Below are 25,413 nucleotides of genomic sequence, written 5' to 3' on the forward strand. Positions count from 1 at the left end.
ACGAAGTCGAAATACTCCGTTCAAACCACTCAATCTGTGACTTCCGTCACTACCTCCCGGGGGGGAGATGCAATGAACGACCGAATTTCACGACCCCGCAAGGGACGTCAACGTCGACGTGCCCCCAACCGACCACAGGTCTCGATCCCCGACCTCGGTACCACCATCGGATGGATTCGAGACGATCTCGGGCTCACCCAGGCCCAGGCAGCCGCAGAGCTCAACCTCAGCGCCGTTCACCTGGGGCGTTTCGAACGCGGCGATTCCAAGCCGCCTTCCGACACGCTCGAGAAGATCATTATCGGCTTGCGCGTGGACAGAGCCATGGCTTCACACCTTCGTGAGCTCGCCGCCCCCGCGATCACGCTGGCGCCACCCGATGCCTTGCGCAGGTATGTCCGAGCCGAGAAGTCGCTCATGCTCAACCTCGACCTGTTCCAATCCCGCGCCATACCAGCGGCCTTCATCGACCCGTTCTGGAATGTGCTGGCGCGCAACGACTTGTTCGCCGAGGTCTTTCCCGGCATCGACGACACCAGCTCGATCGCGGTGTGGATGTTGAGTGAGCAGGGCAAGAGCGTGGTCGTCGACTCCGAATCCGAAGGCTCCTGGACGGTTGCGATGCTGAAATCCGCCCTGGGCCGTCACCGGAGCTCAGCTCAGGCCGCAGAGCTCGTTTCCGTTCTGACACCGATCAGCGACGCCCGGCGACTGTGGGCAGCCAGCGTGAGCGTCTCCTATGGTCGCGATTCACGGTGCCTGTTGCACGCCTACGATGCCGACCGCAAGCCGGTGTCCTACCTGCTGTCAATGACCGACGGGATGCTCGCCCACCACGTCCAGCTCATCACAGTCACGCCTGAAGTGGCGTGTCCGCGGCCCGAACTCAACTAGCCACCAGCAACATCCGCCTGGTGCAGCGGCGACACTACCGCCGCTGCACCAGGCGGATCTTGTGATCGGTCACAGAGGCGAAGTCGTCGGGCTGTGCGCGAGAGTCGGCACCAATTTCTCAGCGCTAGCAGAAAATTGGTGGCGAACTTCCACATTTTCAGGTTTCCTGGAGACGGGAAGAGTCATTGATCGGGCCGAAAGGTGCCCGATGCAATTTCACGAAAGCACTACCCATCTCCCTCTGCTCCCTCTGTGCGAGCGATTTCTCGCGGTGTTATCGGGAGTCATCGCAGCCCCTCACCGCGGGCAGTTTCGGCCCACGGATAGGTGCGCACATGACCGCGATTCGAGCACCCTCCCAACCGATCTACACAGCCTTCGGGACTGCGCGTTCCACCGCCTCCCGAAGAGGAATGCGAGTTTTCTCCGCGATTGCCCCGCACCTCTGAGGTACGGCGGCCTGCACCGCGCACCGCTGATCGATGTCCACTACGACCAGCGACGCACCGATGCGTGACGATCCTTCGACCCCGAACCCGACCCCGGCGCCGCTGCGTCGGTGGGTCAACACGAGAACTGCCGCCGAGCACCTCGGCGTCCACCCAGAAGTGCTGCGGCGCTGGGCCCGCCATCCAGGCCAGCACACCTGGCTACCCAAACCTATCCGAGTTGGGAGGGAATTCCGTTGGGACATAGACGAACTCGAATCCGCCCTGGCGAACTCGGGCGACGAGCCACCCGAGCACGACGGTGAGCCGGGGTAGACCACCTAGGCCTCTCGGGGTACCCGGCAAGCCGATGCTCACCGAGATAGCCCCCGGCCATTGGAAGGCACGCATCTATATTCGTGACACCTCGGGCCGCCGCCGCGAGGTCGTCCGATTCTCCCCGATCAAGCTCAGCGCTCAAGGCCGACCGCTACCCGACCGCACCGGCCAGCGCGCTCTCGACGCGGTGATGGCCGCCGCCGTCGACATCCGTGTCGATCTCGATGACGAGCTGTCGGACTCGATCACCGTCAAGCAGCTGTGGGACCACTACCGCGACCACCTGGTTTCCCTCGGTCGCGCTGAGGGCACCCTCAGCCGCTACGACGAGGCCGCCAAGACCTTCGACAGTGCCTTCGGCGGCAGACGACTCTTCGAGGTCAACACCGCGACGGTGGAAGCCTTCCTCAAGGACGTTGGCCACGCCCGAGGCCCGTCGAACATGCGCACCGCACGCAACGTGCTCTCCGGCATGTTCCGGTTCGCGTGCGCAAGGACAGCCCTCGCTGTGAACCCGGTGCGCGAAGCTCGGATGGCCGAGAACGTCGAAGCCAAGGGCCGCACCGGCGGCGCGGGTGATCTCACCGTCGACGAGCTGCGCTTCATCCTGTCCTCGGTGCGCACCTCGCAGATCCCGTGTCCGCGCAAGCTGTCCAAGGCCGAACGCGAGCGGGGCACACCGGTCAAGGCCTACACCCCGCCCACGGTCGCCGCCTACTGCGAAGGCGCCGACCTCGCCGACGTCATCACCCTCTACGCCGCGACCGGGCTACGGCGCTCCCAGATGCTCGGGCTGCTCTGGTCCGACATCGACCTCGACGAAGCAACATTGCACCCCGTCGGCAAAGTCGTCCGGGTCGCCGGCAAGGGACTCGTCCGGGTCGCCGACGACGATGACCCGAAAAACCACACCGGGATCATGGCCTTGCCAGAGTTCGCCGTGGCGATGCTCAAACAGCGCAAAGACGCGATGGCAGCCAGGCGCAAATCATCGCCGCCGAAGCCCGGGGTCGAGGACCTGGATCTGGTGTTTGCCTCGGCGGTGTGGACCCTGCGTGACCCCCAGAACGTCGGTCATGCGTGGCAGCGTGTCCGGGAAGCACTGGGTTTCGCCGAGGACATCACCCCGCACAGCTTCCGGCACGCCGTGGCCACGATCCTCGACGACGCGGGCCTGTCCGCGCGAGTCACCGCCGATGTCCTCGGCCATGTCGACGTGGCGATGACCCAGCGGTACTACATGGCGCGAGGACGCCCACACCGGACCGCGGCGAACGTCCTCGACCGTGCCATCGGCAGCACACCCGTGGATCTTGACGCCTGACCTACTCCGCTTCGGTGACGGTCACGCGCCGAGGCGTCGCCGAGGCCGGCGGGGAGGTTCCACCCGTCGCGCCTTGGCATCGCGCAGCTTGTTGATCGAAAAGGCCTGCGGCACAGATGTCGCCGACGATCTGATCAACGACTGTCTCGAGCTGCCAACTCGCATCGATACGGACCTCGTCGACGAACGCCAACGGTTGCCAGCCGTGGTACCACTGCCCCATCTGGGTCGGCGAGAATTCCTGTGCTTGGGGCCTGCTCGCGTGCCGCCGGACGGTCTCCGCGAAGGACAGGTCGAAGCTGTAGAACATCGCTGATCCCGCTGACATCGAGAGTCGTTCGAGCATCTCGCCGTACCGGTCCGCGTCGAGGATGCCTTCCACGATCACGATCAGTCCGCGAGCCAGCCCGAACGCCGCGACATGCTCGATGAGGTCGATGTTCACCGCACCGGGGGCATCGGTCTCACGAAGCATCGTCCGCCGGACCACATCCTGCGCGACCACCAGGCAGCTGGCGCGCGCAAATCGTTGCTGCACTGCACGAGCCACGGTCGTTTTGCCAGAACCCGAGTTACCACGAAGTCCGACCAACACGCCCCCTGCGCCGCTGGGGTTGACGCTCCGCGCGACCACTCCTAGCTCCTTCTCGCCACTTCTCACTTCGGATTTCTGCAACGGGCCGAGCACAGTACCCGTCAGCTTTCTCGGTAGACATCTACGCCGATGCATGTGGGGCCGATGCGGGGGTCGTCACTGTGAGCGGAGACACCGGTAAGCCATACCAGCGCGTCATGCCAGTCTGCGCACCTCGCCGCACGCGTCGTGCAATCGAACAGGTCGGAGTCGAAAGTGATCTTCTCCTGCCCTGACCGGCTAAGCACCAATTCCTGAGGAACTTGCCGTTGAGTGACTTCACCACGGCATCACCGCCGTGGACGATGCTCGATCGCAAGCACCATGCGAGCCGATCACTCTGCCAGGTGCCGACTCCAGAAGCCGTCGTCGGCCCAATCCGCGGGGACACCCATCCCGGACAGGTTCATCCGCGGACGGGTGCTGAGAAGTTCGTGAAGCCGTCGGGTCCAGCTGCTGCGCGGCGACACGGAGTCGAGCACCGACTGCAGGGACACGAGAACAGGATAGAGCCGCTGCCTCGATCGCTCGGGCAGCGCTCCCTTTCCTTCCAGCCAAGGGATCGTGGGGGTTGTCGGGATCGCCGGGTTGACGCCGAGGCCGACGTTCCACAGCCGTCCGTGATGGGCGCAGATGTTGCGCACGCGCACATAGGTCTTCAGCCAGGACTCGAGCACCGTGGCAGTCAGGCCGATGCTCGCCGCGATCGCCGTCCGATCGGCGCGCCGACGAAGATTGCAGTATGTACTGGTTAGCTGTCCGATGGCCAAGGTCTCCACCATCAGCCAGGAGGGCGGCAGCTCTGGGGCGCCGTAGGTCATGAGGTAGTGCTCGAGTGCCGAGCGATGGACCAGCGGGCCGAGTCCGGCATCCGGCTTTCCGCACAGTCTCTCGTCACAGCGTTCGCGGACGATTTTGAGGAGCCCGGAGTGTTTGCCCGTCTTGTCGAAGTGCCGGGCGTCGGTGTACCAGTGAGAATCGTCGTAGTTCGTCGACATGTGGTCGGTCAGTGCCGCACGCACGGCGACCTCGACGCGTTCGAGAGCGTCCATGACCAGCAGTCGCAGCGCACGGTCGAAGACGTAGAGGTCGACCACGTCGTCGAACGCCGTGCCCGGCCGGAAGGCGTGGTCGGGCTGGCCTTGTTGGAAGGGGATCGTGTAGGGCGAGAGACGGTAGTAGCCGATGTGGCGCAGGTAGCGCCGCGCCTTCTCATCATCCGGGATGCTCAGACCGCGATCGGTCAGGCGGCCCACAAGGTCGTCGAGGCTCAGCGGAGGCTTGTCGTAGTCGAGCGAGCCCCGCGAACGTGGTGGAGGCGGCGTCCAGGAGGTGCGCTTGGAAGTGGGCATGCGCGCTCCTCTTGCCTGGGCAAAGAAAATCCCCCAAGTGCGCTTCTACGAGAGGCGTGGGGGATGTAGTGCCAACAGGTTAGCACGGAAGCTGTGCTCGCGGAAAGGAACCACAGACACCGTCTGCGCGGCGTTCATCTCGCCCCCGGGTTCCTGTCGGCGCGCCCCGCACCCGTCCGAGCCAGTCCTCACGAGAATTAGTGGGGAATTAGTGGGGAGAACGAGTCAGGCCGGGCTCCGATGATTTTTCGGAACCCGGCCTGACCTGCACTTGTTGTGGAGCTAAGGGGAATCGAACCCCTGACCTTCTCGATGCGAACGAGACGCGCTACCAACTGCGCTATAGCCCCGTGCGGCTCTGGCGAACCGCGCTGTGACACTGTATCAGGCGGTGCGGCCGGATACCGAATCGGTGTGCTGACCTGCTGTTTTGCCGGTTATTCGCCGACGGCTCGACCGAGGTCGGAGACCCGGTGGCGTAGGGCCCGGGCGGTGGCGGGGTCGAAGGTTTCGAGGTGTTCGAACATCGGGTCCTCGTCGTCGGTGTCGAGCAGGGTGGAGCGGCGGCGCAGGGCGCGGGCGGTGTCGCGGTCCATGGTGCGTCGCGTGGTGGCCGCCTCGGGGGTGGCGGTGGTGGTTTCGCGGGTGCGGCCGCGCGCGAGGCGGGCCATGCGGCGGCGCCGGATCTCCTCCTCGACGTGCACCTGCTTGCGCAGGTACGCCAGGTAGCCGGCGAGCACGGCGGCGGACAGGCCGCAGGCCCACCAGAACATCGAGTTCAGCAGCAGACCGAAGGCCGCGAACAGGATGACGGCGACGATGAGGCCGAGCACCGCGCGCTGGCGGAAGCTGTAGCGGGCGGCGCGGGCGATGGCGTCGGCCTCGGGGTCGTAGCCGCCGCGGCCGCGCCGCGACGGCACGAAGTCCTCGTCGTCGTCGACGGCGGCGGGTTCGGGCAGGTCGTCGAGGCGGGCGGGTGGTGCGGGTGGGATGCGCGCCGAGACCGGCGGCTCCTCCACTACGGCCTCGCCCGAATCCGGTTCGGCCGCTGCGTCATCGGCCTCGGTGGCGGCGAGTTCGGCGTCGTTGTCGGGTTCTTCGTGGGGGCCGTGCTCGATGTCGTCGAGTTCTGCTGTGACGGTTGGCTTTTCGTCATCGCCTTCGGTGACGGGCTCATCGGTCGTCATCCGATCCTCCGAATCGGTACGGTGGGGGCGCTTGGTCAGCACACGGGGGCGATAGTCGGGGTCACTCTCGTGTCCGCCCGCCGCCCCGATGCGAATCCGTCGTTCGGCCCCGCCACGGTGCAGCACGCGCGTGGCGAGTGCGGCGTCGGTGGTGCGGCGGATCCGGGGATGCCGGTCCGCGAGGATCGGGAACAGGACGAATACCCACAGAACGACCAGTCCGATCCACAGGATCGAATTAGGCATCGCGGTCATCACCTCCCGTCCCCGCCAACGTGTTGTCCATCCGTGGACGCACTACCGACGTCCGTAGGTTAATTCGGGCACGCGCGCCCGTGTGGCAGGCGCGCCGTGCACACCTGCCACATGAGTAACAGAATTTTCACGGCAGCGCCGCTCGACCCTCCCTGACCAGGCGATCTACGACGGTGCCCATGACCTCTTCGACAGTCAAGCCCACCAGCAGGTGATCACGCCAGGCGCCGTCGACGTCGAGGTAACGACGCAGCAAACCCTCTTCCCGGAACCCGACATTGCGCAGAACGGCTTGGCTGGCAAGGTTTTCCGGCCGCACGGTGGCTTCCACCCGGTGCAGGCCGACCGGCCCGAAGCAGTGGTCGAGCCCGAGCCCAAGTGCCGCCGTCGCCACCCCTTGACCGCCCAGATCCTTGGCCACCCAATACCCGATCCAGGCCGATCGCAGCGCCCCGCGCACGATATTGCCGATGGTGAGCTGCCCGCTGAACTGCCCGTCGACCTCGATGACCAGCGGAATCATCGCCCCGCGCCGCGCCTCGGCCTTCAGGCTCGTCCACAGCGACGGCCAATTGGAGGCGTGGTTGCGCGCTTCCCAGCTGCCGCGGCCGGTCGGTTCCCACGGTTCGAGGTGGTCGCGGTCGCGCAGCCGGATCCGGCTCCAGGCGGCGGCGTCGCGAAAACGCACCGGCCGCAAGGTGACCTGGCCGCCCGCCACGATCACCGGACCGAGACGAGCAGGCCACCCGGGATGCTGTCCGGCCCGGAAGACGTTCATGGACTCCACTTCTCAGCCGCGCTGCGCCAGGAACGCGACCCGCACCTCGTCGCCGGTGCGGAAATCGGTGTCGTCGGGTTCCACCACGATCAGGCTGTTGGCCTCGGCCAGCGTCGCGAGCAGGTGCGAGGAGCCGCCGTTGCCGTTGCCGAGCGGCTGCACCAGGTAGTCACCGGTGGCCTCGTCGCGCAGTAGCTGGGCGCGCAGGTAGCCCTTGCGGCCCGGCATCGAGGTGATGGGAGTGATGGTGCGCGCGTTGACGATCCGGCGCATCGGCTGCCGCCGCCCGAGTGCGATGCGGATCAGCGGCCGCACCATCACCTCGAACACCACGAGCGCGCTCACCGGGTTCGACGGCAGCAGGAAGGTGGGCACCTCATCGCGCCCGAGCCGGCCGAAGCCCTGGACGGACCCCGGGTGCATGGCCACCCGGTCCACTTCGAGCTCGCCGAGTCCGTCGAGCGCCTCGCGCACCTGCTCCGAGGCCCAACCGCCGACCGCGCCCGCGATCACCACGACCTCCGAGCGCACCAGCTGACCTTCGACCACATCGCGCAGGCGGCGCGGGTCGGCGCTGACGATGCCGACCCGGTTCACGTCGGCGCCCGCGTCACGTGCGGCTGCGGCCAGCGCGTAGGAGTTCACGTCGTAGACCTGGCCGGGGCCGGGTGTGCGGTCGATATCGATCAGTTCGCCACCGATGGAGATCACCGACAGCCGGGGGCGCGGATGCACAAGCACCTTGTCCTGGCCGACGGCGGCGAGCAGGCCCACCTGGGCCGCGCCGATGATGGTTCCGGCCCGAACCGCCACATCACCGGGCTGTACGTCGTCGCCCACGCGGCGCACGTAGTCGCCGGAGCGGACCGGTTCGAACACCTTGATCCTGGCCCGGCCACCGTCGGTGAAGTCGACGGGGAGCACCGCGTCGGCCAGCGTCGGCATGGGCGCGCCGGTGTCGACGCGCACCGTCTGCCTCGGTTGCAGACGGATCGGCTGACGCGAACCCGCGACCACCTCGCCGACCACCGGCAGGGTGAGATCGATGAGCTCGCCCTCTTCGTCGCGCACCTCGGCACCGGCGGCGCTCACATCGACACTGCGCACCGCGTAGCCGTCGATGGCGGCCTGGTCGAAGCCGGGCAGCGGCCGCTCGGTGACCACGTCCTCGGCGCACAGCAAACCCTGGGCCTCGGAAATCGCCACCCGGACCGGCCGGGGCGCGACCGCTGCCGCGGTGACCTTGATCAGCTGATCCTCAACCGAGCGCATCGAGCTCCTGTGTGTATCGGCGACGGCTTCGCCGGTTCCCATCGTTTTACGCGACCGGCGCTTGCGGGTCCCATTCCGGGCTGAGCCGGAACTTCAGCCACTCGCGCAGTTGCGGCCCGTATTCGTCCCGCTCGAGGGCGAAATCGACGGCAGCTCGAAGATAACCGCCCGGGTTGCCCAAATCGTGGCGCGACCCACGATGGACGACCACATGGACCGGGTGATCCTCGGCGATGAGCAGGGCGATGGCGTCGGTGAGCTGCAACTCGCCGCCCGCGCCCGGCTCGATGCGGCGCAGGGCGTCGAAGATCGCGCGGTCGAGCAGGTAGCGACCGGCGGCGGCCAACGTCGACGGCGCGTCGGCCAGGTCGGGCTTCTCGACCATGCCGCGCACCCGGAGCACATCGGCCTCCGCGCCCTCTGCCAGGTCTTCCACGTCGAACACGCCGTAGGCGCTGACCTGCGACTTCGGCACGTCGATCGCGCACAGCACGGTGCCGCCGCGCTCGCGACGGACCCGGCTCATCGTCTCGAGCACACCGCACGGCAGCACGAGGTCGTCGGGCAGCAGCACCGCGATCGCGTCCTCGTCGGCGTCGAGGACGGGCTCGGCCTGGGCGACGGCATGACCGAGACCGAGCGGCTCCTCCTGCACGACGGAGGTGACGTCGAGCAGACCCGGCGCCTTGCGTACCTTCTCGAGCAGCGCGAACTTGCCGCGCTCGGCGAGGGTGCTCTCCAGGACGAGGTCCTCGACGAAGTGGGCGACCACGCCGTCCTTGCCCGGCGAGGTGACGATCACGAGGCGGTCGGCACCGGAATCCGCGGCCTCGGCGGCGACCAGTTCGATGCCGGGCGTGTCGACTACCGGCAGCAGTTCCTTGGGCACCGTTTTGGTCGCAGGCAGAAACCGCGTTCCGAGTCCGGCCGCGGGGACAACCGCAGTGCGGAAACCGGAAGTCTTGTCTGTCATGCGCATACCCTATCCATTCAGCGTGCCGTCCGATCGCCCGTCGCGACGATCCGGCGTCGGCAAGAGCTTAGGGTGGTCGCTGTGGAGATGCCCGGTGAGCGCACGAAATATGCGTGGCGACGTGAGATCCTGGCCACCCGGGCCGCCGTGGGACCCGCCGAACACGCCCGTGAGGCGAGTGCCCTCGCGGCCACCGCGGCCCTGCTGGCCGGGGCCGATGAGGTGGTGTGCGCCTACGTGCCGACGAAGACCGAGCCGGGTGATCTGCGCATGCTCGACGCGCTGCGCGAGCGCGGCGCCACAGTGTTGCTGCCCGTCACCGGAGCGCCGGGACCGCTGAGCTGGGCGCGCTACGCGGGCGCCGATTCGCTGCGTCCCGCGCGCTACGGCCTGCTCGAACCGACCACCGAGACCTTGCCGCCACCGGTGGTCGCCGAGGCCGCCACGATCCTCGTCCCGGCGCTCGCGGTCGACCGGCGTGGCGTGCGTCTCGGCCGCGGCGCCGGGTACTACGACCGCACCCTCGGCGTGGCGAGTGCGGGTGCCCGGTTGATCGCGGTGGTCCGGGACGTGGAGCTGGTTGTCGAGTTGCCCGAGGAACCGCACGACCATCGGATGGGCTGGGCGTTGACGCCCGAGGCGGGCTTGAGCGAGCTGGGTGATCCCCGCGCGTGAGCGGCGGAATGAAAAGGCGATTGGCGAGGTTGGCAGTGTCGGCGGTAGAGTGCTAGATCGACGAGACTTGCGGAGGATCCTGTGCCAACTTATTCGTACGCGTGCACCGAGTGTGACAACCGCTTCGACATCGTTCAGTCCTTCTCCGAGGATTCACTGACGGAATGCCCGCAGTGCACGGGGAAGCTGCGGAAGCTGTTCAACTCGGTCGGGATTGTGTTCAAGGGCAGCGGTTTCTACCGCACCGACAGCCGTGGTGGCGCGTCAACCGCGAGCGAGCCGGCGAAGTCCTCGGACGGTAACGGCAGCTCCTCGTCCAGCGGGTCGTCCGCGAGCGGGTCGACGTCGAGCGCCGCCGCTCCCGCCGCCGCGAGCTGAGCGAAGAGTTCTCCACACCCCCGAGTTGTCCACAGGCGGGCTTTTCGCCGTTGTCGGTGCTGTCGCCACGTTCCTAGGCTTCGGGCATGACTCGCAGCCTTGCCGACCTGGGACGTGGCAGCTCCTGGCGGTTCGCCCTCGGTAATCGCCCGGCCTGGGCCGATGCCCTGCTGGCGCGGCGCATCGTGGCCGCCGCGCTCGCCGTTGTCGCCGTCGTCCTGTTCGTGCGTGGCGACCCGGGTGGGGCACGGCAACCGGTGGTGGTCGCAGCCCACGACCTGTCGCCGGGCCGGGTGCTCACCGCCGAGGACGTGCGGGTCGATCAGCACGAAACCCGAACTCTGCCCACCGGTTTCGCCACCGATACCACTCCCCTGCTCGGTGCGACCCTGACCGGGGCGATGCGCGCGGGTGAGACATTCACCGATCTCCGGGTGGTCGGGCCACGATTGGCGGCGGCCGCGGCGGGTACCGAGGATGCGCGGATCGTGCCGATCCGATTGGCCGATTCGGCGGTGGCCGAGGTGCTGCGCGCGGGCGACCGGGTGGACGTGGTCGGCGTGGAGGACACGGGTGACTCGGCTGCCCGAGCACGCACTCTCGCCACGGATGCGGCCGTCGTGCTGGTCACCGCGTCAGCCGATCGGCGAGCCGAGCGAGTTGTGCTCGTAGCGCTGGCTACCGAGCACGCGACCACTGTGGCCGGTGCGTCGCTACGCACGGCACTGACGGTGGTTTTCCATTGATGCCGCTCGGTGACCCGGTTCGGTTCGCGGAAACGAGGTTTCGAGGTCGCGCACACAGCACGACCCCGAAACCCCGGTAGCGCCAACTGTTCAGATGCGCGATCAGCCGAGGCTGAAAGGCTGACCCCACAGCGTCACCCAGCTGATGACATTGTCGGTCTCGACCTCCACACTCACGAACGAGCGCGCCTGCGCGTACCCGCCGCAACCGGACAGGCCGATGGTTTCGTCGGCCCAGGTCACCGAGCCGTTGGAACCCTTGAATTTGTTGTTCTTGGAATGCGATTCGTTGCCGTAGTCGTCGGCCTTCTCGAGATCGAGCACGTAGAACGACTTCGCCTGGCCCGGTCCGAGCGACAGTTCGCCACCGGTGCCGATGCCGGCGGAGGGCTCGCCCGCATCATCGACCGCGCCCTCGCCCTCGCCGCTCACACCACCACCGGCGATGTTCACCTGGCAGCCGACGGTGTAACCGGGGTAGATCTTGCCGCCCGACGCGTCACCACCACCGGACACCGACACCTGGGCACTGCCCGACACCCACGCGTTGCGGTGCACCGGAGTCGAACCCATCGACGGACTGATGGTGGCCGATTCGCCGACCATCTTGATGTTCACGACGGTGCCGTCCGACAGCGTCTTGGTGATCTCGCCGCCGGGCAGCGGCACGAAGGTGTCGGCATGGGCGGCGCCGACGGAGAACAGCCCGATGGTGCAGGACACGGCGGCAGCCACGCCCGCCGCCCGCGTCATACTCTTGCGATTGATCATCTCAGTAGACCCCTCGAGGGTGAATTCGATCGAGCTGGCAGGATTTTCGGCGGTCGTCCGGCTCAGCCGATGCTGAACGGCATGCCGTAGAGCGTGGTCTTGGAGTAGTGGTCGCCGATGATCTCGACCACCGTGTACGCGCGGGCCTGGGCGTAACCGCCGCAGCCTTGCACCTGGATCTCGGCGTCCTGGTAGTCGATGGCGTAGACGCCGGGCTTGGTGATGTCCTTAGAACTGATCTGCGCGAACGCCACTTCACCCGGGCCGAGGTTGAGCCCGATCGAACCACCGGCGCTGACGCCACCGGTGCTCACGCCACCGGACACCCCGGCACCGATCGCGTCGTCGGCGATGCTCACCTGGCAACCGATGATGTAGCCGGTATTGAGCTGCGAAGTGCCGTGTGTGGACGAATTATTGGAGCCGGGACGACCGGACGGACCGTTCCACGGCCCGGGCTCACCCTCCGGTGTCTGCTGGACATCGGCCACGACGCTGCCGCTCACCCAGGCCACCCGGCCCGCGCCGTTGGCGGCGAGCGAGGGCGAGATGGTCGCCTTCTCGCCGACCCGGGTGATGCTCAGGCCGGGACCGGCCTTGTGCCCGTCGGGCAGCGGGACGAAGGTATCGGCGTTGGCGGCACCGGCCGAGAGCAGGCCGATCGCCACCGCCACCGCGGCACCGGCGCCACAGGCGCCCCGGCGCACACGGTTGGTGCGGTTCTCGCTCATTGTTCCCCTCGAGGTGTACGCAAGATCGACCTCGACCGTCGAGGTCGATATCTGTGGTGCGCCCGGCCATTCGGGACCGTCGGCCCTGCCGGGAGTGGATCGAGAAGCTGGCGATCACCGAATCGGCGCGAGCTCAGCCGATCGGTGAACGAAACGCAGACGAATCCGACCGCGAGCGCGGCCGATTCGCAACAAACATAATGAGAGCACTTCGCTATGTCCAGTGAACGCCGAAAGGGCCCGTGCACACGCACGGGCCCTTTCGCTTACCGATCAACTGATCTCGCACCGACATGGGTAACTCGCCGGGGACGGGCTGACCCCGCCACCATGCTGGTCCGGCCGCCGACGCAAGCCTCCCCGCGCCCAGGTCTGGCCTGAATTCGCGGGGAGGCGGGTCAACAGATCAGCCGAGGCTGAAGGGCTGGCCCCACAGGGTGACCCAGCTGATCACATTGTCGGTCTCGACCTCGACGCTCACGAAGGCACGAGCCTGCGCGTAGCCGGCGCAGCCGGACAGGCCGATGGTGGTGTCCGACCAGGTCACCGAGCCGCTGCCGTTCTTGAACTTGTTGTTCTTGCCGTGCGATTCGTTGCCGTAGTCGTCGGCCTTCTCGATGTCGAGAACGTAGAACGACTTCGCCTGGCCGGGGCCGAGCGAGAGCTCGCCGCCGGTGCCGATGCCACCGGAGGCGTTGCCTTCCCAGTCGGATTCGACCGAGCCGTCGCCGGACACGCCGCCGCCGGCGATGTTGACCTGGCAACCGACGGTGTAGCCCGGGTAGATCTTGCCGGAGCCACCGTCGGAGACGGAGACCTGAGCACTACCGGAGACCCACGCGTTGCGGTGGACCGGGGTGGAACCCATCGACGGGCTGATGAGGGCGGACTCGCCGACCAGGCTGATGTCGACGACGGTGCCGTCGGACAGCGTCTTGGTGATGTGGCCACCCGGCAGCGGCACGAAGGTATCGGCGTTGGCCGCGCCCGTGGAGAACAGGCCGACAGCCACGGTGGCCGCGGCGCCGACGCCCGCCATCCGCGCCATGAACTTACGGTTGATCATAGGATTTGTCCCTCGAGGAGTGAGATCGCCGTAGCGAGAAGAGGATTCGTACAGGCTCGAGCGATGTCAGCCGATGCTGAACGGCGCGCCGTACAGGGTGGTCTTCGAGTAGTGGTCGCCGATGATCTCGACCACGGTGTAGGCCCGGGCCTGCGCGTAGCCGGCGCAGCCCTGGATCTCGATTTCCGCGTCCTGGTAATCGATCGCGTAGACGCCCGCCTTGAGGATGTCCTTCGAGCTGATCTGCACGAACTTGACCTCACCCGGGCCGAGGTTCACGCCGATCGAACCGCCGGCGCTGACGCCACCGGTGCTCACGCCACCGGACACACCGGCGCCGATCGCGTCGTCGGCGATGCTCACCTGGCAACCGACGATGTAGCCGGTGTTCAGCTGGGAGGTGCCGTGGGTGGAGGAGTTGTTGGAGCCGTCGCGGCCGCTCGGGCCGTTCCAGGGGCCTGCCTCGCCCTCGGGGGTCGCGGTGACGTCGGCGATGGCCGAGCCCGAGACCCACACGACGCGACCTGCGCCGTTGGCCGCCAGCGACGGCGAAATCAGGGCGTGCTCGCCGGTACGGGTGATGGTCACCCCGGGGCCTGCCTTCTGACCGTCCGGCAACGGCACGAAGGTATCTGCGTTGGCGGCACCGGTCGACAGCAGGCCGATGGCCATGGCGGCCGCGGCAGCGCCGACGCCCGCGGCACGGGCGCCGCGGCGCACACCGGTGGTGCGGTTCTCGCTCATACTTCCCCTCATCAGTGTTCTCTAACAGCCGGTCTCGACTTTCGTGACCGGACGGGTGGACCTCACAGGCCCAGCTCAGTGTGTCGCCCCTTTGTTGCCGTTACGTAACCGACTGTTATTTCGGCGATACGGCCGGGGTCGGCGGAGCTACCCGAGGGTAGGGCTGCACCGGATGTTCAACGCACAGAAGTTGAGTACTGCGGGGACCGATTGTGGTGGGTCTGGATGGCGAACATTAAACGCTGCGTTCTAGTTCCAGCAACCGTAGAGTTCGTAAATTTCACTGTGACACCCCACACAAGTTCATACATCGCCACATGCCTTGACATGCATAAATGCCCTGAGCTTCGGGTTTGTCAAGTGGGATGAACAGCTCCGCTTGCCGAACCGCAAACCGTCGCTTATACGACAAAGGACCACACATGAAGTGTGGTCCTCGGAAAATGTAGCCGCTTCGCAATGGGTTAATACTGGATTAACCGCAGTTGGCTATCACGTAGCGGGAAAGGCAGATAACGGGACGGTCACCCGTGGTGCGGCGGTATTTGCGAACGCAGCCACTCGTCGTCGTCGGAACCGCGCGAACCGTCCCCGCGCTCGTCAGCGGTGGTTTCGGGCAGCACATCGCCGAAGATCCGCGCGAGCCGGGCCGCTTCGGCGGCCTTGCGCCGCGCGGCCTCGCGCTCGGAGGGCGATGTGCTGTCCGACGCGTTCATCGAATCACTCGTCCAGACCGGAGAGTTCACCGATCACCCGGCTCGCCAGCGGGCCGAGGGTGGCCATGCCGTCGCGCACCGCGGAACGGGTGCCCGGCAGGTTCACCACCAGGGTGCTGCCGGAAATGCCGGAGACCCCACGCGACAGACCCGCGTCGAGCGACCCGGCCACGCGGCCCGACGCGCGCAGCGCCTCGGTGATGCCGGGCAGTTCCCGGTCGAGCACCTGGGCGGTGGCCTCGGGGGTGACATCACGCGGCGACATACCCGTGCCGCCGACCGAGATCACCAGGTCCACACCGCCGATGACGGCGGTGTTGAGCGCGTTGCGGATCTCGACCTCGTCGGCCTGCACGGTCACCGAGGCGTCCACCAGGAAGCCCGCTTCGTTGAGCAATTCGGTGACGAGCGGGCCGAGCGAGTCGACGCCGCCGTGCGCCGTCCGGTCGTCGACGACCACTACAAGTGCCCGCCCTGCCACGGGAGCATCGATGTCCATGGTCATCACCGTAGCGCCTACGCACGACAGTGCCGCGTTCGATCGCATCATCGGCCGCTCTCCGCCGCGGCGGCCGTGAGCGTGACGTCCACGGTCTTGGTGTTTCCGCCCTGCTCGTCGGTGTAGGTGATCTTCACGGTGTCTCCTGGCTGGCGGGAACGGACGGCGGCGATCAGCGCGTCGCCGGAATCGATGGGCCGATCGTCGAGGCGGGTGATGATCGAGCCCGCCGGGATGCCCGCCTTGGCGGCGGGCCCGTCCGGGGTCGCCTCGAGCACCCGGGCGGCCGTGTCGAGCGGACGCAGTTTGATCCCGATCTGGGCGTAGGTGGCCTTGCCGGTCTTGATGAGTTCGTCGGCCACGCGGCGAGCCTGGTCGACCGGGATGGCGAAGCCGAGGCCGATGGATCCGCTCTGCGCCCCCGTCATCTCGCCGCCGAGGCTGGCGATGGCGGTGTTGATGCCGATGAGCTTGCCCTGACCGTCGACGAGGGCGCCGCCGGAGTTGCCCGGGTTGATCGCGGCGTCGGTCTGGATCGCGTCGATGACCGGGTTCACCTGACTCGGTGTGCCCTCACCGCTGGTCGAGACGGGCCGGTTGAGCGCCGAGACGATGCCCGTGGTGACGGTGCCTGCCAGGCCGAGCGGCGAACCGATCGCGATCACCGGCTGGCCGACCGCGAGTCCGTCGGAGGTGCCGAGTTCGATCGGCGTGAGGCCGGTCTTGTCGGCCTTGATGACGGCCAGATCGGACACCGGGTCGGCGCCGATCATGGTGGCGGGCGCGGTGCTGCCGTCGCTGAACACCACCTCCATCTTCGCCCCCGATCCGGCACCCGCGGCGACGTGGTTGTTGGTCAGGATCAGCCCGTCCGAGGACAGCACGACCCCCGATCCCTCACCGGACGCGCGAGTGCCCGCGACCTTGATCATCACCACGCTGGGCAGCACCCGCTGCGCGACCGCCTGGGTCGACCCGGCGGGTGCGTTGGCGGCGTTGTTCACCTCGGGTCGTGGGGCCTCGAGCGCGTTGGTCACCGGCGCCGGATCGGAGTCGGCGGCGAGCACGCCCACCACGCCGCCGACGCCGCCGCTCACCAGCGCGAGCGCGGTGGCTCCGGCGATCAAGCCGAGCCGCAACGGCTTTCGCGGGGCCGCGGGCGGGGCGGTGTAGGGCTGCTGGGGGTACGGCTGGGGTCCGTAGCCGTGCTGCGCGGGCCCATACGGGTGGCTACCCGGCACGGTGGCGGGGTGATCCGCCTGTCCCGGGCCGTGGCCGCCGAGGGGGTGGTCGGCGGGCCGCTGCTGGGGATCGTCGTTCATGGTCACCTTCTCTCACGCTTGCCGACAAGCTTGGCGACGGCTACTGAGAAGCGCCTGAGACCGGCCCGTCAGTTGCCCGAGACTCGGTTCACGGCGCCTCGTCCGGTTCCACTGCCACGGGCGCCGCCTCACCGGGCAGGACGATGCGGACCAGGGCGCCGCCCCGGTCGGAGGTGTCGATGGCGATGGTTCCGCCGTGCTTGGTCACCACCTGTTTCACGATCGCGAGCCCGAGCCCGGAACCGGGCATCGACCTGGACGCGGTGGTCCGGTAGAAGCGTTCGAACACCAGCTCCCGTTCGCCCGGCGGAATGCCGGGGCCCGCGTCGGCGACGGCCAGTTCCAGCAGTCCCGGGCCCGCGGGGCGCATGGTGATCCGCACGACCGCGTCGGGCGGGCTCCACTTGGCCGCGTTGTCGAGCACATTGAGCACCGCGCGTTCCAAGCCTGCCTCGTGGCCGTAGACGAACCACGGGCGCAGGTCGGCGACGAAGGTGATCCCCGCGCGACGCCGCCGCGCGCGTTCCAGCGCCCGCTCGGCCACTTCGCCGAGATCCACCCGCTCGTAGACGGTTTCCGGGGCGTCCTCGCGGGCCAGGTCGACGAGGTCGCCGACGAGCGTCGACAGCTCCTCGATCTGGGCGACCACGTCGGCTCGCAGCTCCACCATGTCCTCGTCGGGCACCCGTGGCGCACCCGGCCTGCTCGAGGCGATGAGCAGTTCCATATTGGTGCGCAGCGAGGTGAGCGGGGTGCGCAGCTCGTGTCCGGCGTCGGCGACGAGACGGCGCTGGCGGTCACGGGACTCGGCCAGAGCGCGCAGCATGGTGTTGAAACTCTCGGTGAGCCTTGCCAATTCGTCGTCGCCGGTGACCGGGATCGGGGTGAGGTCGTCGGTGCGCGCGACCCGCTCGGTCGCGGCGGTCAGGCGCGCGATCGGGCGAAGACCGGTGCGGCCGACGGCGGTACCGGCCGCGGCGGCGAGCACCACACCGCAGGCGCCGACGACGAACAGCAGCCAGGCCAGCCGGTCGAGCACCTCGCGGGTGCGGTAGAGCTTCTGGGAGATGATGAGGGTGGCGCCGCTGTGCGTGCGTGCTGCGAGGACGCGCTGGTCACCGACCGTGCGCAGCGAAGAGTTGAGCTTGCCGTCGGCCACCGCCAGTTCCTGGGCGCCGACCGGCGGAATCGTCTGCTGCGGCGGCATATACGGCTTGTGATCGGCATAGATCAGCGCGACGCCGACCTCGTTGGAGTACAACCCGGCGAGCACGATCGACTGGAACCCGATCGACTCGAAATTGTTGTTGATCATGGTCGCCGCCCGCGCCTCGAGCTGCGCGTCGACGTCGGCGTAGAGGGCGCGCGCGACCATGGCGTAGGCCGCGATCGAGGTGACGGCCACCGCGATCAGCACCACCGAGGCGGCCAGCAGGGTGACCCGCCAGCGCAGCGACACCGAGCGCGTGAGCGGCATCGGTGGGCGCATCTCGCCGGGGTCGAGTGGACGGCCGAGCCCGGCGACCACCGGTTCCTTGTGTGCCATGCCCGCGGCCTAGGGAGGCGTCTCGCGCAGCACGTACCCGACGCCGCGCACGGTGTGGATCAAGCGTTCCTCGCCGTCGGCCTCGGTTTTGCGCCGCAAATAGCCGATGTAGACCTCGAGCGCGTTGCCGGAGGTGGGAAAGTCGTAACCCCACACCTCTTCCAGGATCCGCCCCCGGGTGAGCACCCGGCGGGGATTGGCCATCAACATCTCCAGCAGCGAGAACTCGGTACGAGTCAAGCTGATCGAACGTTCGCCGCGCGAAACTTCGCGAGTGACCGGGTCCAGCGACAGATCAGCGAACACCATCGCTTCGGATGCTTCGCCGAGATCGGGCGCCCGCCTGCGCAGCAAAGCGCGTAAACGCGCGAGCAATTCCTCCAGCGCGAAAGGCTTCGGCAAATAATCGTCGGCGCCCGCATCGAGCCCGGCCACGCGTTCGGAGACCGAATCGCGCGCGGTCAAAACGAGAATCGGCAGATCATCGCCCGTACTGCGCAGCCGGCGGCACACTTCAAGGCCGTCCAGACGGGGCATCATCACATCGAGAACGAGCGCATCGGGCCTGGCTGTTGTGACTTTCTCCAAAGCGTCCATGCCGTCGACGGCCAGGTCGACGGTGTAGCCGTTGAAGCTCAGTGATCGGCGCAGTGATTCCCGCACCGCACGATCGTCGTCGACAACCAGAATGCGCATGTGCTCAGTTTGCCGTCAGTGACTGAGAACGTACTGAGAGGGTGGCGGTGGTCGGCGTTGCGTCAGCACATATTCGGCGATTTCGGGCTGTCCTGCCCGGATTGCCGTTGACCACCCGGCACGGTATCTTTCCTGCGATAAAAGAAGACCTTCAGTTGGTTCTGCGCTCGCATCGGTCCGCGACCTCCCCCGCGCGGGCCGGGGTCACACGTGGAAGCAGAGGCAACGCACGCGGATGGAACCTGCATCGCGCTCCTGGCAATTCAGCCTGTCGAACTGGTCGGTAACGCGCAAGGTCGGTGTGGTTCTCGTGCTGCCGGTGATGCTCGCGACCACGTTCGCCGTGCTGCGCATCAATGCCGAACTCGAGACCATGACCCAACTCGGTGCGGCGACCGAACAGGCCGACGTCATCCGGCCCGTCGTCAAATTCGCCACCGCCACCGAACAACTCGCCGTCGCCGCGACCGCCAACTGGGGTGCGATCGCCGACCCACAGACCGACGCCGCGCTCACCACCTACGACCAAGCCCTCGCCGAAGTCCAGAGCGCGCTGCGCATGGCAAGCATCGACCGGGCCGTCGCCGACGAACTCACCGCCGCGACCACCACCGGCGCCACGCTGCGCAATACGGTGCGCAGCGGCTCGCCCGCGATGGTCGGCGAACAGACCGACGAGATCGGTGAACGCATCGGCAATGCCCTCGCCAAGACCCCGGTGGTCGAGGACTACGTCGTGCAGCGCTACTTCCTGCAGCTCACCGCGCTGCACCAGGCGCGTCGGGTGCTCACCCGGGAACGCACCCTCGTCGTGTCGCCGGACGCGGGAACGAGCCAGAGCGCTCGCGCGCGGATGCTGGTCGAGCTCGGTTCCGAGCAGACCATGATCAAGACCTACGCGATGATCCTGCCCGGCAACGCGGGCAGCATGGCCTCGCTGCTCGACGCGGTCCAGACCAGGATCAGCGTGTTCAGCCAGAACAACGGCGACCCGACGACCAACGCGGCGGTGCTCAACACCCTGCAGGTCAGCGCCGACACCTACGCGGCGACCATCTCCGGTCTGCTCGACGAGATCGACAAGACCCTCGACCTCAACACCTCGACCGCCCAGACCGCCGCGCTGCGTGAGGCCACCCTGGTGCTCGGCATGCTGCTCTCCGGTCTGGCGCTGGCGCTCGCGGTGGCGCGCACGCTGGTCGTCCCGGTGCGCAGGCTGCGCCGCGACGCGCTCGAGGTGGCGCACGTGAAACTGCCCGACGAGCTCGCCGTGGTGCGCAGCGGCGGCGCGACCCCCGAGATCGCGCCGGTGGGCGTGCACTCCACCGACGAGATCGGTCAGCTCGCCCGCGCCGTCGACGAGATGCACGAGCAGGCCCTCAACCTGGCCGCCGACCAGGCGCGACTGCGCCTGCAGATCGGCAACATGTTCGAGACGCTGTCGCGGCGCAGCCAGTCGCTGGTCGAGCAGCAGCTCGCGCTCATCGAGGAACTCGAGCACGACGAGGACAACCCCTCGCGCCTGCAGACCCTGTTCCGCCTCGACCACCTCGCCACCCGCATGCGCCGCAACGGCGACAACCTGCTCGTGCTCGCCGGTACCGCCCTGCGCCGTGGTCATCTGCCGCCGGTGCCGCTGTCGGACATGCTCTGGAGCGCGGTGTCGCAGGTGGAGGACTACCAGCGGGTCGAGATCGGGAATGTGCCCGACGGCGTGGTCGCCGGTGAGTCGGCCGTCGACATCGAGCACCTGCTCGCCGAGCTCATCGACAACGCCCTGCGCTACTCGCCGCCGAGTACCTCGGTGGCGGTGATCGTGGGCCGGGCCGTCGACGGCGGGTACCTGATCGAGATCACCGACCGCGGCCTCGGCATGTCGGCCGAGGATCTGCGCACCACCAACGAGCGACTCGCCTCCGGTGGTGAGGTGACCATCGAAACCGCCCGCCGGATGGGTCTTTTCGTGGTCGGCAGGCTCGCCAAGCGGCACACCATCACCGTGAGCCTGCGCCGCACCAACGGCTCGGCGCCGCAGCCGGGAATCACCGCGAGCGTGCATCTGCCCAGTGCGCTCGTCGCTCCCCCGCCGCCCTCGTCGGGTCCGGCCACCGGGCCCAATCCGCTGGTGTCGACCGGACCGAATCCGCTTGTCCCGTCGGGCCTCACGGCCGCCGACATCACCGGACCCAATCCGATCATGCCGGTCGGCACACCGAACCCGCTGATCCCGGTGGCGAACCCGCTGGTGCCGCCGCAATACGGTTCGACAACCGGCGCCTACGACGCCAGCGAATACCGTGCGCCGCTCACCAAGGCGGGTCTGCCGCAACGGGTTCCGTCGGCAACGCCGGAATCCGAGCCGGTCGAGGAGACGCCGAGCGGGCTGTGGGCCGAACACCCGGTCGAGGACCTACCGGAGCCGAAGACCGAGTCCACCGGGCTTCCCCAGCGCACCCCGTCCGCGTCCTGGCAGGTACCGCCGCCCGTCCGGCCGACCACGGGTCAGCCAACGGCCGCCTGGCCCCTACCGACCCGCAACCGCTCCGACGAAGCACCCCAGCACGATTCGAACGGGCGTCAGGCACAGAGCCCGGCCGCTCCCGTGCGCCTGCAACCGTTCGGCGGCGCTCGCATCGATTCGGCCGACCCGCGCTCGCTCGACAGCGGTCCGGCCTCGCCCGACCCGCGACCTGCCGAGGGTCGCCGCGACCCGGCCGACGCGACACCGTCGGCCCTCCCGCAACGATCGGGCGGCAGCCGCGCCGACACCGACGACGCGACACAGCGATCCCACTCGGGTTCACTCGACGATCGCCGCGATCCGGCGCCCTCGGCCGATCTCCACCGGCTCGACAGCGGCTCGAGCTCCGACCCGGACACGGCCCTGCCGACCGGCCTCCACTCGCTCGACGGCACCGACTCGGACGCCGACCGGCCCGAGGAGAACCCGTCCGCCGTCGTGCAACCGGTCGACGAGCAGCGCCAGGATTCCTCCGCGCGCCTGCAACCGCTCGACGAAGCACCACCCGAGCCCGTCGAGGACACCGCTGCTGACCCCGTGCCCACCTCCTCGACCAGGTTGCAGCCGGTCAACGGTGAGGCGCCGACGCCGATCTATCAGCGCATGGTTTCCGAGTGGCTCGTCGAACCTTCCACAGCCGCAAGCGAATCCGCGTCGAACGGGGCATCATGGAGCTCCCCCGGCGACGCGGGATGGACGGCGGCGGCCAGTGCGGACAAGCCACCGACCTCCGCACGCACCTCCGGTGGACTGCCGATCCGTAAACCGGGCGCACAGCTGGTGCCCGGCGGACTGGCACCGGCCGAGGAAGCGGGCGCCCGCGATCCCGAGGAGATCCGCAACAACTTGACCCGACATCTCAGCGGCGTCCGCAGTGGCCGTGCCGAGATCCAGTACAACGACGGAGGCCTCGAATGAGCAACGCGCACCCCACAGACGAGAATCTGAACTGGCTGGTCGCCCGCTTCACCCGGGACGTGCCCGGCGTCTCGCACGCGGTGCTGGTCTCGGCCGACGGGTTGCTGCAGGCGACCAGCCCGCATCTACCCGCGGACCGCGCCGAACAACTCGCGGCGGTGACCGCGGGCCTGGCGAGCCTGTCCACCGGTGCGGCGCAGCTGTTCGACGGCGGCAAGGTGATGCAGTCGATCGTCGAGATGCAGCGCGGCTACCTGCTGGTGATGAGCGTCGGAAACGGTTCGCACCTGGCGGTTCTGGCCAACAAGAGCCATGACATCGGCCGTATCGGCTACGAGATGGCACTGCTCGTCGACCGGGTGGGCTCGGCGGTCACCGCCACCGCCCGCTCCGCCGGCTGAGGTGAGATGTCGAGCCCGTACGGATCCGAAATCCGGCCGACCACACGCGTCAGGCCCTATGCCCTGACCGCAGGCCGCACCGAACCCGCGATCGCGCTGCCCTTGGAGGCGGTCGTGGAGACGGTTTCCTATACCGCACACCTGGAATGGCCCGCAGGCGATCTACGAAGTGAGATAGTGCGCCTGGCCACACATCGCCTCTCGGTAGCCGAGATCGCGGCATACCTGTCACGCCCACTGGGTATGGTCCGGGTGATGATCGGCGATCTCGTTGTGGGCGGGATACTTCGAGTGCACTCGACGCTGACCGAGCAGGCGAGCTACGACGAACGCCGATCACTGATGGAGAGGACTTTGCGTGGACTCCGTGGCCTCTGAGGGCGCACCGCGCCAGCAGGCACCCGAGCAACGGGTCGCCTCGACGAAGATCGTGGTGGCGGGCGGTTTCGGCGCCGGGAAGACGACCTTCGTCGGCTCGGTGTCGGAGATCGTTCCGCTGCGCACCGAAGCGATGGTGACCCATTTCTCCGACGGCATCGACGATCTCGCCGAGACGCCGGAGAAGGAGACCACCACCGTCGCGATGGACTTCGGCCGCATCGTGCTGCCGGGCAACCTGGTGCTGTACCTGTTCGGCACGCCCGGCCAGAAGCGGTTCTGGTTCATGTGGGACGACCTGATCCGCGGCGCCATCGGCGCGGTGGTGCTGATCGACACCCGCAGGCTGGAAGACAGCTTCGCCGCCGTCGACTTCTTCGAGGCGCGCGGGCTGCCGTTCCTGATCGCGGTGAACCGTTTCCCGAACGCCCCGCGTTTCCCGATCGCCGAACTGCGCGAAGCGCTGTCGGTGCGCGAGGGCATCCCGATCGTCGACATCGACGCTCGCAACGCCGTCGAGGTGCGTCAGGCGCTGGCGGCGGTGACCGAATACGCCATCGCCCAGCTCGAGCCGCAGCAATTCGAGGGAGCTGGCAGGCGTGGTTGATCTGCTCGCGACCGGAGCGGAGGTGTTCGGTCGCGGTACGGGCGTGGCGTGGCTGGCTTTCGATCTGTCGGCCGTCGGCGCGGTCGTGGCGTTCGCGTGTGTGCGTCATGCCAAGTACTCGGTGCGGTTCCGCATCGTGTGGCTCACGATGGCCGCCGTTTCGCTCGGTGGTGTCGGCCTGTGGCTGGCGAATTCGGTCGCGCTGCTCGGCATTCACGTCGAGGGCAGCGCGGTGCGCTACAACCTGGCCCTCGGCACGGCCTCGGCCGCCATCGCGGTGATCGCCGTGTTCGCCGGATTCCTGATCGGCGGGCGCAGGCTGGATCTGCCTCGGCTCGTGATCGGCGGGCTGACGATGGGGCTGGGTGTCGGTCTGTCGACCTATCTCACCCTGGACGCGCTCGCGGTGCAGGGCACCGTGAAGGAGTCGCTCGGCCTCATCGGGCTCGTACTGCTGATGTCGATGGCATTGTGCACGGGCGTGCTGTGGGCCGGTCAGACGGTGCGGTTGATCGCGCTGCGCGTGGTGCTGTCATTGCTGTTCGCTGTCGGTGTCGCGGCGTTGTACTACACGGCGGTCGGCGCGCTGGAATTCGACGCGAACCCCGGCGCTCGCACACCCGACGGGCTGCAGCTGTTCGACCTGGTGTTCCCGATGTTCGTGCTCGGTTCGCTCGGCCTCACGGTGCCCATCACGGCGATCCTGGTCGCACCCGATCGGCGCGAGGCCATCGAGGCCGCCGAGAAGGCCGAAACCGTCGGTGCGCGATAACTGGCTAACGTCCGGTTTGCCGGAATCTTTACCGTCTTCCGCCCCGCTGCCCGAATGCGGCCCGGCGGTGGTGGATTCGGGCGAAAACCGCCCCTGAAGTGGCGATGAGCGGGTTCTCCTTGATAGGAGAACCCGCCCTCCCGCACGAGAGTACATACCCGTGCAGGACTACGCATCAGTGATTCAGGAATTTTCCTGTGCCGAAAAACAAACCCCGAGTTGGTATCTGGGCACTCAGCAATCGTTCGGCAAGCTTTCTCGAGCGGCAAGTCCACGTGGCATGCGTCACAACGGTAACCGGGCGATTGCCCCCACCTCCTGGACAAGCCTCTGACCAGGCATTACAAGCGCCCAGTAAGCCCCCTGGACACCAGGCTTCCCAGCTCACACGGCAGACGGTGCGTTAGGCCCACATCCGGGCCTCGCGCGGGTTATCGTCCCCGCAGGGCGCTTTCGTCTCGCCCGGCACATCCAAGGTTCGTTCGAAGGA

Annotated in this window: 25 protein-coding genes and 1 tRNA gene; 10 read left to right on the top strand and 16 right to left on the bottom strand. The window is 67.8% G+C overall.

Annotated features, from left to right (window positions below):
- Nucleotides 1-36 precede the first annotated feature (36 nt).
- Together ACWEVR_RS07035 and ACWEVR_RS07040 are read left to right on the top strand one after the other, a co-directional pair.
- On the top strand, nt 37-894 hold the full coding sequence (locus ACWEVR_RS07035; protein ID WP_452466176.1) for an MmyB family transcriptional regulator: 858 nt from the start codon (nt 37-39) through the stop codon (nt 892-894).
- Between the two features lie 798 nt (nt 895-1,692).
- Nucleotides 1,693-2,985 (top strand): tyrosine-type recombinase/integrase, encoded by a 1,293-nt coding sequence (locus ACWEVR_RS07040; RefSeq protein ID WP_280305906.1) that lies wholly within the window; start codon nt 1,693-1,695, stop codon nt 2,983-2,985.
- 1 nt (nt 2,986) lies between these two features.
- Here ACWEVR_RS07040 and ACWEVR_RS07045 read toward each other — a convergent pair whose 3' ends face one another.
- From ACWEVR_RS07045 to ACWEVR_RS07075, 7 genes are all read right to left on the bottom strand, one after another.
- Nucleotides 2,987-3,715 (bottom strand): AAA family ATPase, encoded by a 729-nt coding sequence (locus ACWEVR_RS07045; protein ID WP_452466177.1) that lies wholly within the window; start codon nt 3,713-3,715, stop codon nt 2,987-2,989.
- 239 nt (nt 3,716-3,954) lie between these two features.
- Nucleotides 3,955-4,875 (bottom strand): Abi family protein, encoded by a 921-nt coding sequence (locus ACWEVR_RS07050; protein ID WP_452466178.1) that lies wholly within the window; start codon nt 4,873-4,875, stop codon nt 3,955-3,957.
- A 373-nt stretch (nt 4,876-5,248) separates the two neighbouring features.
- A tRNA-Ala gene (locus tag ACWEVR_RS07055) sits at nt 5,249-5,321 on the bottom strand.
- Nucleotides 5,322-5,408: 87 nt separating this feature from the next.
- A complete protein-coding gene (gene sepX, locus ACWEVR_RS07060; RefSeq protein ID WP_452466179.1) occupies nt 5,409-6,404 on the bottom strand; it encodes a divisome protein SepX/GlpR in 996 nt (331 codons plus the stop codon).
- 136 nt (nt 6,405-6,540) lie between these two features.
- Nucleotides 6,541-7,191, bottom strand: coding sequence for a GNAT family N-acetyltransferase (locus ACWEVR_RS07065; protein ID WP_067485934.1), 651 nt, complete (start codon nt 7,189-7,191; stop codon nt 6,541-6,543).
- Nucleotides 7,192-7,203: 12 nt separating this feature from the next.
- Nucleotides 7,204-8,463 (bottom strand): molybdotransferase-like divisome protein Glp, encoded by a 1,260-nt coding sequence (gene glp, locus ACWEVR_RS07070; RefSeq protein ID WP_067485931.1) that lies wholly within the window; start codon nt 8,461-8,463, stop codon nt 7,204-7,206.
- 46 nt (nt 8,464-8,509) lie between these two features.
- The gene (locus tag ACWEVR_RS07075; RefSeq protein ID WP_067485930.1) at nt 8,510-9,436 is read right to left on the bottom strand and encodes a UTP--glucose-1-phosphate uridylyltransferase; all 927 of its coding nucleotides are present in this window, start codon (nt 9,434-9,436) and stop codon (nt 8,510-8,512) included.
- Nucleotides 9,437-9,523: 87 nt separating this feature from the next.
- Here ACWEVR_RS07075 and ACWEVR_RS07080 point away from each other — a divergent pair, with 87 nt between their 5' ends.
- The 3 genes from ACWEVR_RS07080 to ACWEVR_RS07090 all read left to right on the top strand — a co-directional run bounded on the left by ACWEVR_RS07080 (nt 9,524) and on the right by ACWEVR_RS07090 (nt 11,235).
- Nucleotides 9,524-10,111: a 5-formyltetrahydrofolate cyclo-ligase gene (locus ACWEVR_RS07080; protein ID WP_452466521.1), complete on the top strand. Its 588-nt coding sequence runs from the start codon at nt 9,524-9,526 to the stop codon at nt 10,109-10,111.
- Nucleotides 10,112-10,192: 81 nt separating this feature from the next.
- The gene (locus ACWEVR_RS07085) at nt 10,193-10,489 is read left to right on the top strand and encodes an FmdB family zinc ribbon protein (protein WP_067641772.1); all 297 of its coding nucleotides are present in this window, start codon (nt 10,193-10,195) and stop codon (nt 10,487-10,489) included.
- A gap of 86 nt (nt 10,490-10,575) precedes the next feature.
- Nucleotides 10,576-11,235, top strand: a complete 660-nt coding sequence (locus ACWEVR_RS07090; protein WP_452466180.1) for an SAF domain-containing protein — start codon at nt 10,576-10,578, stop codon at nt 11,233-11,235.
- Nucleotides 11,236-11,337: 102 nt separating this feature from the next.
- Here ACWEVR_RS07090 and ACWEVR_RS07095 read toward each other — a convergent pair whose 3' ends face one another.
- The 9 genes from ACWEVR_RS07095 to ACWEVR_RS07135 all read right to left on the bottom strand — a co-directional run bounded on the left by ACWEVR_RS07095 (nt 11,338) and on the right by ACWEVR_RS07135 (nt 19,326).
- Complete coding sequence (locus tag ACWEVR_RS07095; RefSeq protein ID WP_225278649.1) at nt 11,338-12,006, bottom strand: MspA family porin; 669 nt, start codon at nt 12,004-12,006, stop codon at nt 11,338-11,340.
- Between the two features lie 62 nt (nt 12,007-12,068).
- Nucleotides 12,069-12,737, bottom strand: a complete 669-nt coding sequence (locus ACWEVR_RS07100) for an MspA family porin (RefSeq protein WP_452466181.1) — start codon at nt 12,735-12,737, stop codon at nt 12,069-12,071.
- Between the two features lie 406 nt (nt 12,738-13,143).
- Nucleotides 13,144-13,803, bottom strand: a complete 660-nt coding sequence (locus ACWEVR_RS07105) for an MspA family porin (protein ID WP_452466182.1) — start codon at nt 13,801-13,803, stop codon at nt 13,144-13,146.
- Nucleotides 13,804-13,869: 66 nt separating this feature from the next.
- Nucleotides 13,870-14,547 carry an MspA family porin gene (locus tag ACWEVR_RS07110; protein WP_067980018.1) on the bottom strand — a complete coding sequence of 226 codons (678 nt, stop codon included), beginning with the start codon at nt 14,545-14,547 and terminating at the stop codon, nt 13,870-13,872.
- Nucleotides 14,548-15,071: 524 nt separating this feature from the next.
- Entirely contained in the window at nt 15,072-15,263 is a 192-nt protein-coding gene (locus ACWEVR_RS07115) for a hypothetical protein (protein WP_452466183.1), read from the bottom strand.
- A 4-nt stretch (nt 15,264-15,267) separates the two neighbouring features.
- Entirely contained in the window at nt 15,268-15,810 is a 543-nt protein-coding gene (locus ACWEVR_RS07120; protein ID WP_181696798.1) for a MogA/MoaB family molybdenum cofactor biosynthesis protein, read from the bottom strand.
- Nucleotides 15,810-17,084 (bottom strand): S1C family serine protease, encoded by a 1,275-nt coding sequence (locus ACWEVR_RS07125; protein ID WP_452466184.1) that lies wholly within the window; start codon nt 17,082-17,084, stop codon nt 15,810-15,812. The genes ACWEVR_RS07120 and ACWEVR_RS07125 overlap by 1 nt, the downstream gene beginning before the upstream one ends.
- 88 nt (nt 17,085-17,172) lie before the next feature.
- On the bottom strand, nt 17,173-18,630 hold the full coding sequence (locus ACWEVR_RS07130) for an ATP-binding protein (RefSeq protein ID WP_452466185.1): 1,458 nt from the start codon (nt 18,628-18,630) through the stop codon (nt 17,173-17,175).
- Between the two features lie 9 nt (nt 18,631-18,639).
- On the bottom strand, nt 18,640-19,326 hold the full coding sequence (locus ACWEVR_RS07135; protein ID WP_067485428.1) for a response regulator transcription factor: 687 nt from the start codon (nt 19,324-19,326) through the stop codon (nt 18,640-18,642).
- Between the two features lie 235 nt (nt 19,327-19,561).
- Between ACWEVR_RS07135 and ACWEVR_RS07140 the strand changes: the two genes are divergently transcribed.
- From ACWEVR_RS07140 to ACWEVR_RS07160, 5 genes are read left to right on the top strand one after another with little or no spacing between them, the layout of a single operon-like run.
- On the top strand, nt 19,562-22,765 hold the full coding sequence (locus ACWEVR_RS07140; RefSeq protein ID WP_452466186.1) for an ATP-binding protein: 3,204 nt from the start codon (nt 19,562-19,564) through the stop codon (nt 22,763-22,765).
- The gene (locus ACWEVR_RS07145; protein ID WP_067485424.1) at nt 22,762-23,166 is read left to right on the top strand and encodes a roadblock/LC7 domain-containing protein; all 405 of its coding nucleotides are present in this window, start codon (nt 22,762-22,764) and stop codon (nt 23,164-23,166) included. Before ACWEVR_RS07140 ends, ACWEVR_RS07145 begins: the two co-directional genes overlap by 4 nt.
- A gap of 6 nt (nt 23,167-23,172) precedes the next feature.
- Nucleotides 23,173-23,544 (top strand): DUF742 domain-containing protein, encoded by a 372-nt coding sequence (locus ACWEVR_RS07150; RefSeq protein WP_067485423.1) that lies wholly within the window; start codon nt 23,173-23,175, stop codon nt 23,542-23,544.
- On the top strand, nt 23,525-24,151 hold the full coding sequence (locus ACWEVR_RS07155) for a GTP-binding protein (protein ID WP_225278646.1): 627 nt from the start codon (nt 23,525-23,527) through the stop codon (nt 24,149-24,151). The genes ACWEVR_RS07150 and ACWEVR_RS07155 overlap by 20 nt, the downstream gene beginning before the upstream one ends.
- Nucleotides 24,144-24,923, top strand: coding sequence for an MHYT domain-containing protein (locus ACWEVR_RS07160; protein ID WP_452466187.1), 780 nt, complete (start codon nt 24,144-24,146; stop codon nt 24,921-24,923). The genes ACWEVR_RS07155 and ACWEVR_RS07160 overlap by 8 nt, the downstream gene beginning before the upstream one ends.
- The last annotated feature ends 490 nt before the right edge of the window (nt 24,924-25,413 follow it).

The sequence above is a fragment of the Nocardia sp. NPDC003979 genome, assembly GCF_053605015.1.

Bases quoted from the DNA above. Each gene is read 5' to 3' on its own strand.
- ACWEVR_RS07145 (WP_067485424.1), top strand. From the start codon at position 22,762: ATGAGCAACGCGCACCCCACAGACGAGAATCTGAACTGGCTGGTCGCC.
- ACWEVR_RS07080 (WP_452466521.1), top strand. From the start codon at position 9,524: ATGCCCGGTGAGCGCACGAAATATGCGTGGCGACGTGAGATCCTGGCC.
- ACWEVR_RS07065 (WP_067485934.1), bottom strand. From the start codon at position 7,191: ATGAACGTCTTCCGGGCCGGACAGCATCCCGGGTGGCCTGCTCGTCTC.
- ACWEVR_RS07130 (WP_452466185.1), bottom strand. From the start codon at position 18,630: ATGGCACACAAGGAACCGGTGGTCGCCGGGCTCGGCCGTCCACTCGAC.
- ACWEVR_RS07120 (WP_181696798.1), bottom strand. From the start codon at position 15,810: ATGCGATCGAACGCGGCACTGTCGTGCGTAGGCGCTACGGTGATGACC.
- ACWEVR_RS07110 (WP_067980018.1), bottom strand. From the start codon at position 14,547: ATGAGCGAGAACCGCACCACCGGTGTGCGCCGCGGCGCCCGTGCCGCG.
- ACWEVR_RS07105 (WP_452466182.1), bottom strand. From the start codon at position 13,803: ATGATCAACCGTAAGTTCATGGCGCGGATGGCGGGCGTCGGCGCCGCG.
- glp (WP_067485931.1), bottom strand. From the start codon at position 8,463: ATGCGCTCGGTTGAGGATCAGCTGATCAAGGTCACCGCGGCAGCGGTC.
- ACWEVR_RS07140 (WP_452466186.1), top strand. From the start codon at position 19,562: ATGGAACCTGCATCGCGCTCCTGGCAATTCAGCCTGTCGAACTGGTCG.
- ACWEVR_RS07090 (WP_452466180.1), top strand. From the start codon at position 10,576: ATGACTCGCAGCCTTGCCGACCTGGGACGTGGCAGCTCCTGGCGGTTC.
- ACWEVR_RS07045 (WP_452466177.1), bottom strand. From the start codon at position 3,715: ATGCATCGGCGTAGATGTCTACCGAGAAAGCTGACGGGTACTGTGCTC.
- ACWEVR_RS07150 (WP_067485423.1), top strand. From the start codon at position 23,173: ATGTCGAGCCCGTACGGATCCGAAATCCGGCCGACCACACGCGTCAGG.
- ACWEVR_RS07095 (WP_225278649.1), bottom strand. From the start codon at position 12,006: ATGATCAATCGCAAGAGTATGACGCGGGCGGCGGGCGTGGCTGCCGCC.
- ACWEVR_RS07135 (WP_067485428.1), bottom strand. From the start codon at position 19,326: ATGCGCATTCTGGTTGTCGACGACGATCGTGCGGTGCGGGAATCACTG.
- sepX (WP_452466179.1), bottom strand. From the start codon at position 6,404: ATGCCTAATTCGATCCTGTGGATCGGACTGGTCGTTCTGTGGGTATTC.
- ACWEVR_RS07040 (WP_280305906.1), top strand. From the start codon at position 1,693: ATGCTCACCGAGATAGCCCCCGGCCATTGGAAGGCACGCATCTATATT.
- ACWEVR_RS07125 (WP_452466184.1), bottom strand. From the start codon at position 17,084: ATGAACGACGATCCCCAGCAGCGGCCCGCCGACCACCCCCTCGGCGGC.
- ACWEVR_RS07075 (WP_067485930.1), bottom strand. From the start codon at position 9,436: ATGACAGACAAGACTTCCGGTTTCCGCACTGCGGTTGTCCCCGCGGCC.
- ACWEVR_RS07115 (WP_452466183.1), bottom strand. From the start codon at position 15,263: ATGAACGCGTCGGACAGCACATCGCCCTCCGAGCGCGAGGCCGCGCGG.
- ACWEVR_RS07100 (WP_452466181.1), bottom strand. From the start codon at position 12,737: ATGAGCGAGAACCGCACCAACCGTGTGCGCCGGGGCGCCTGTGGCGCC.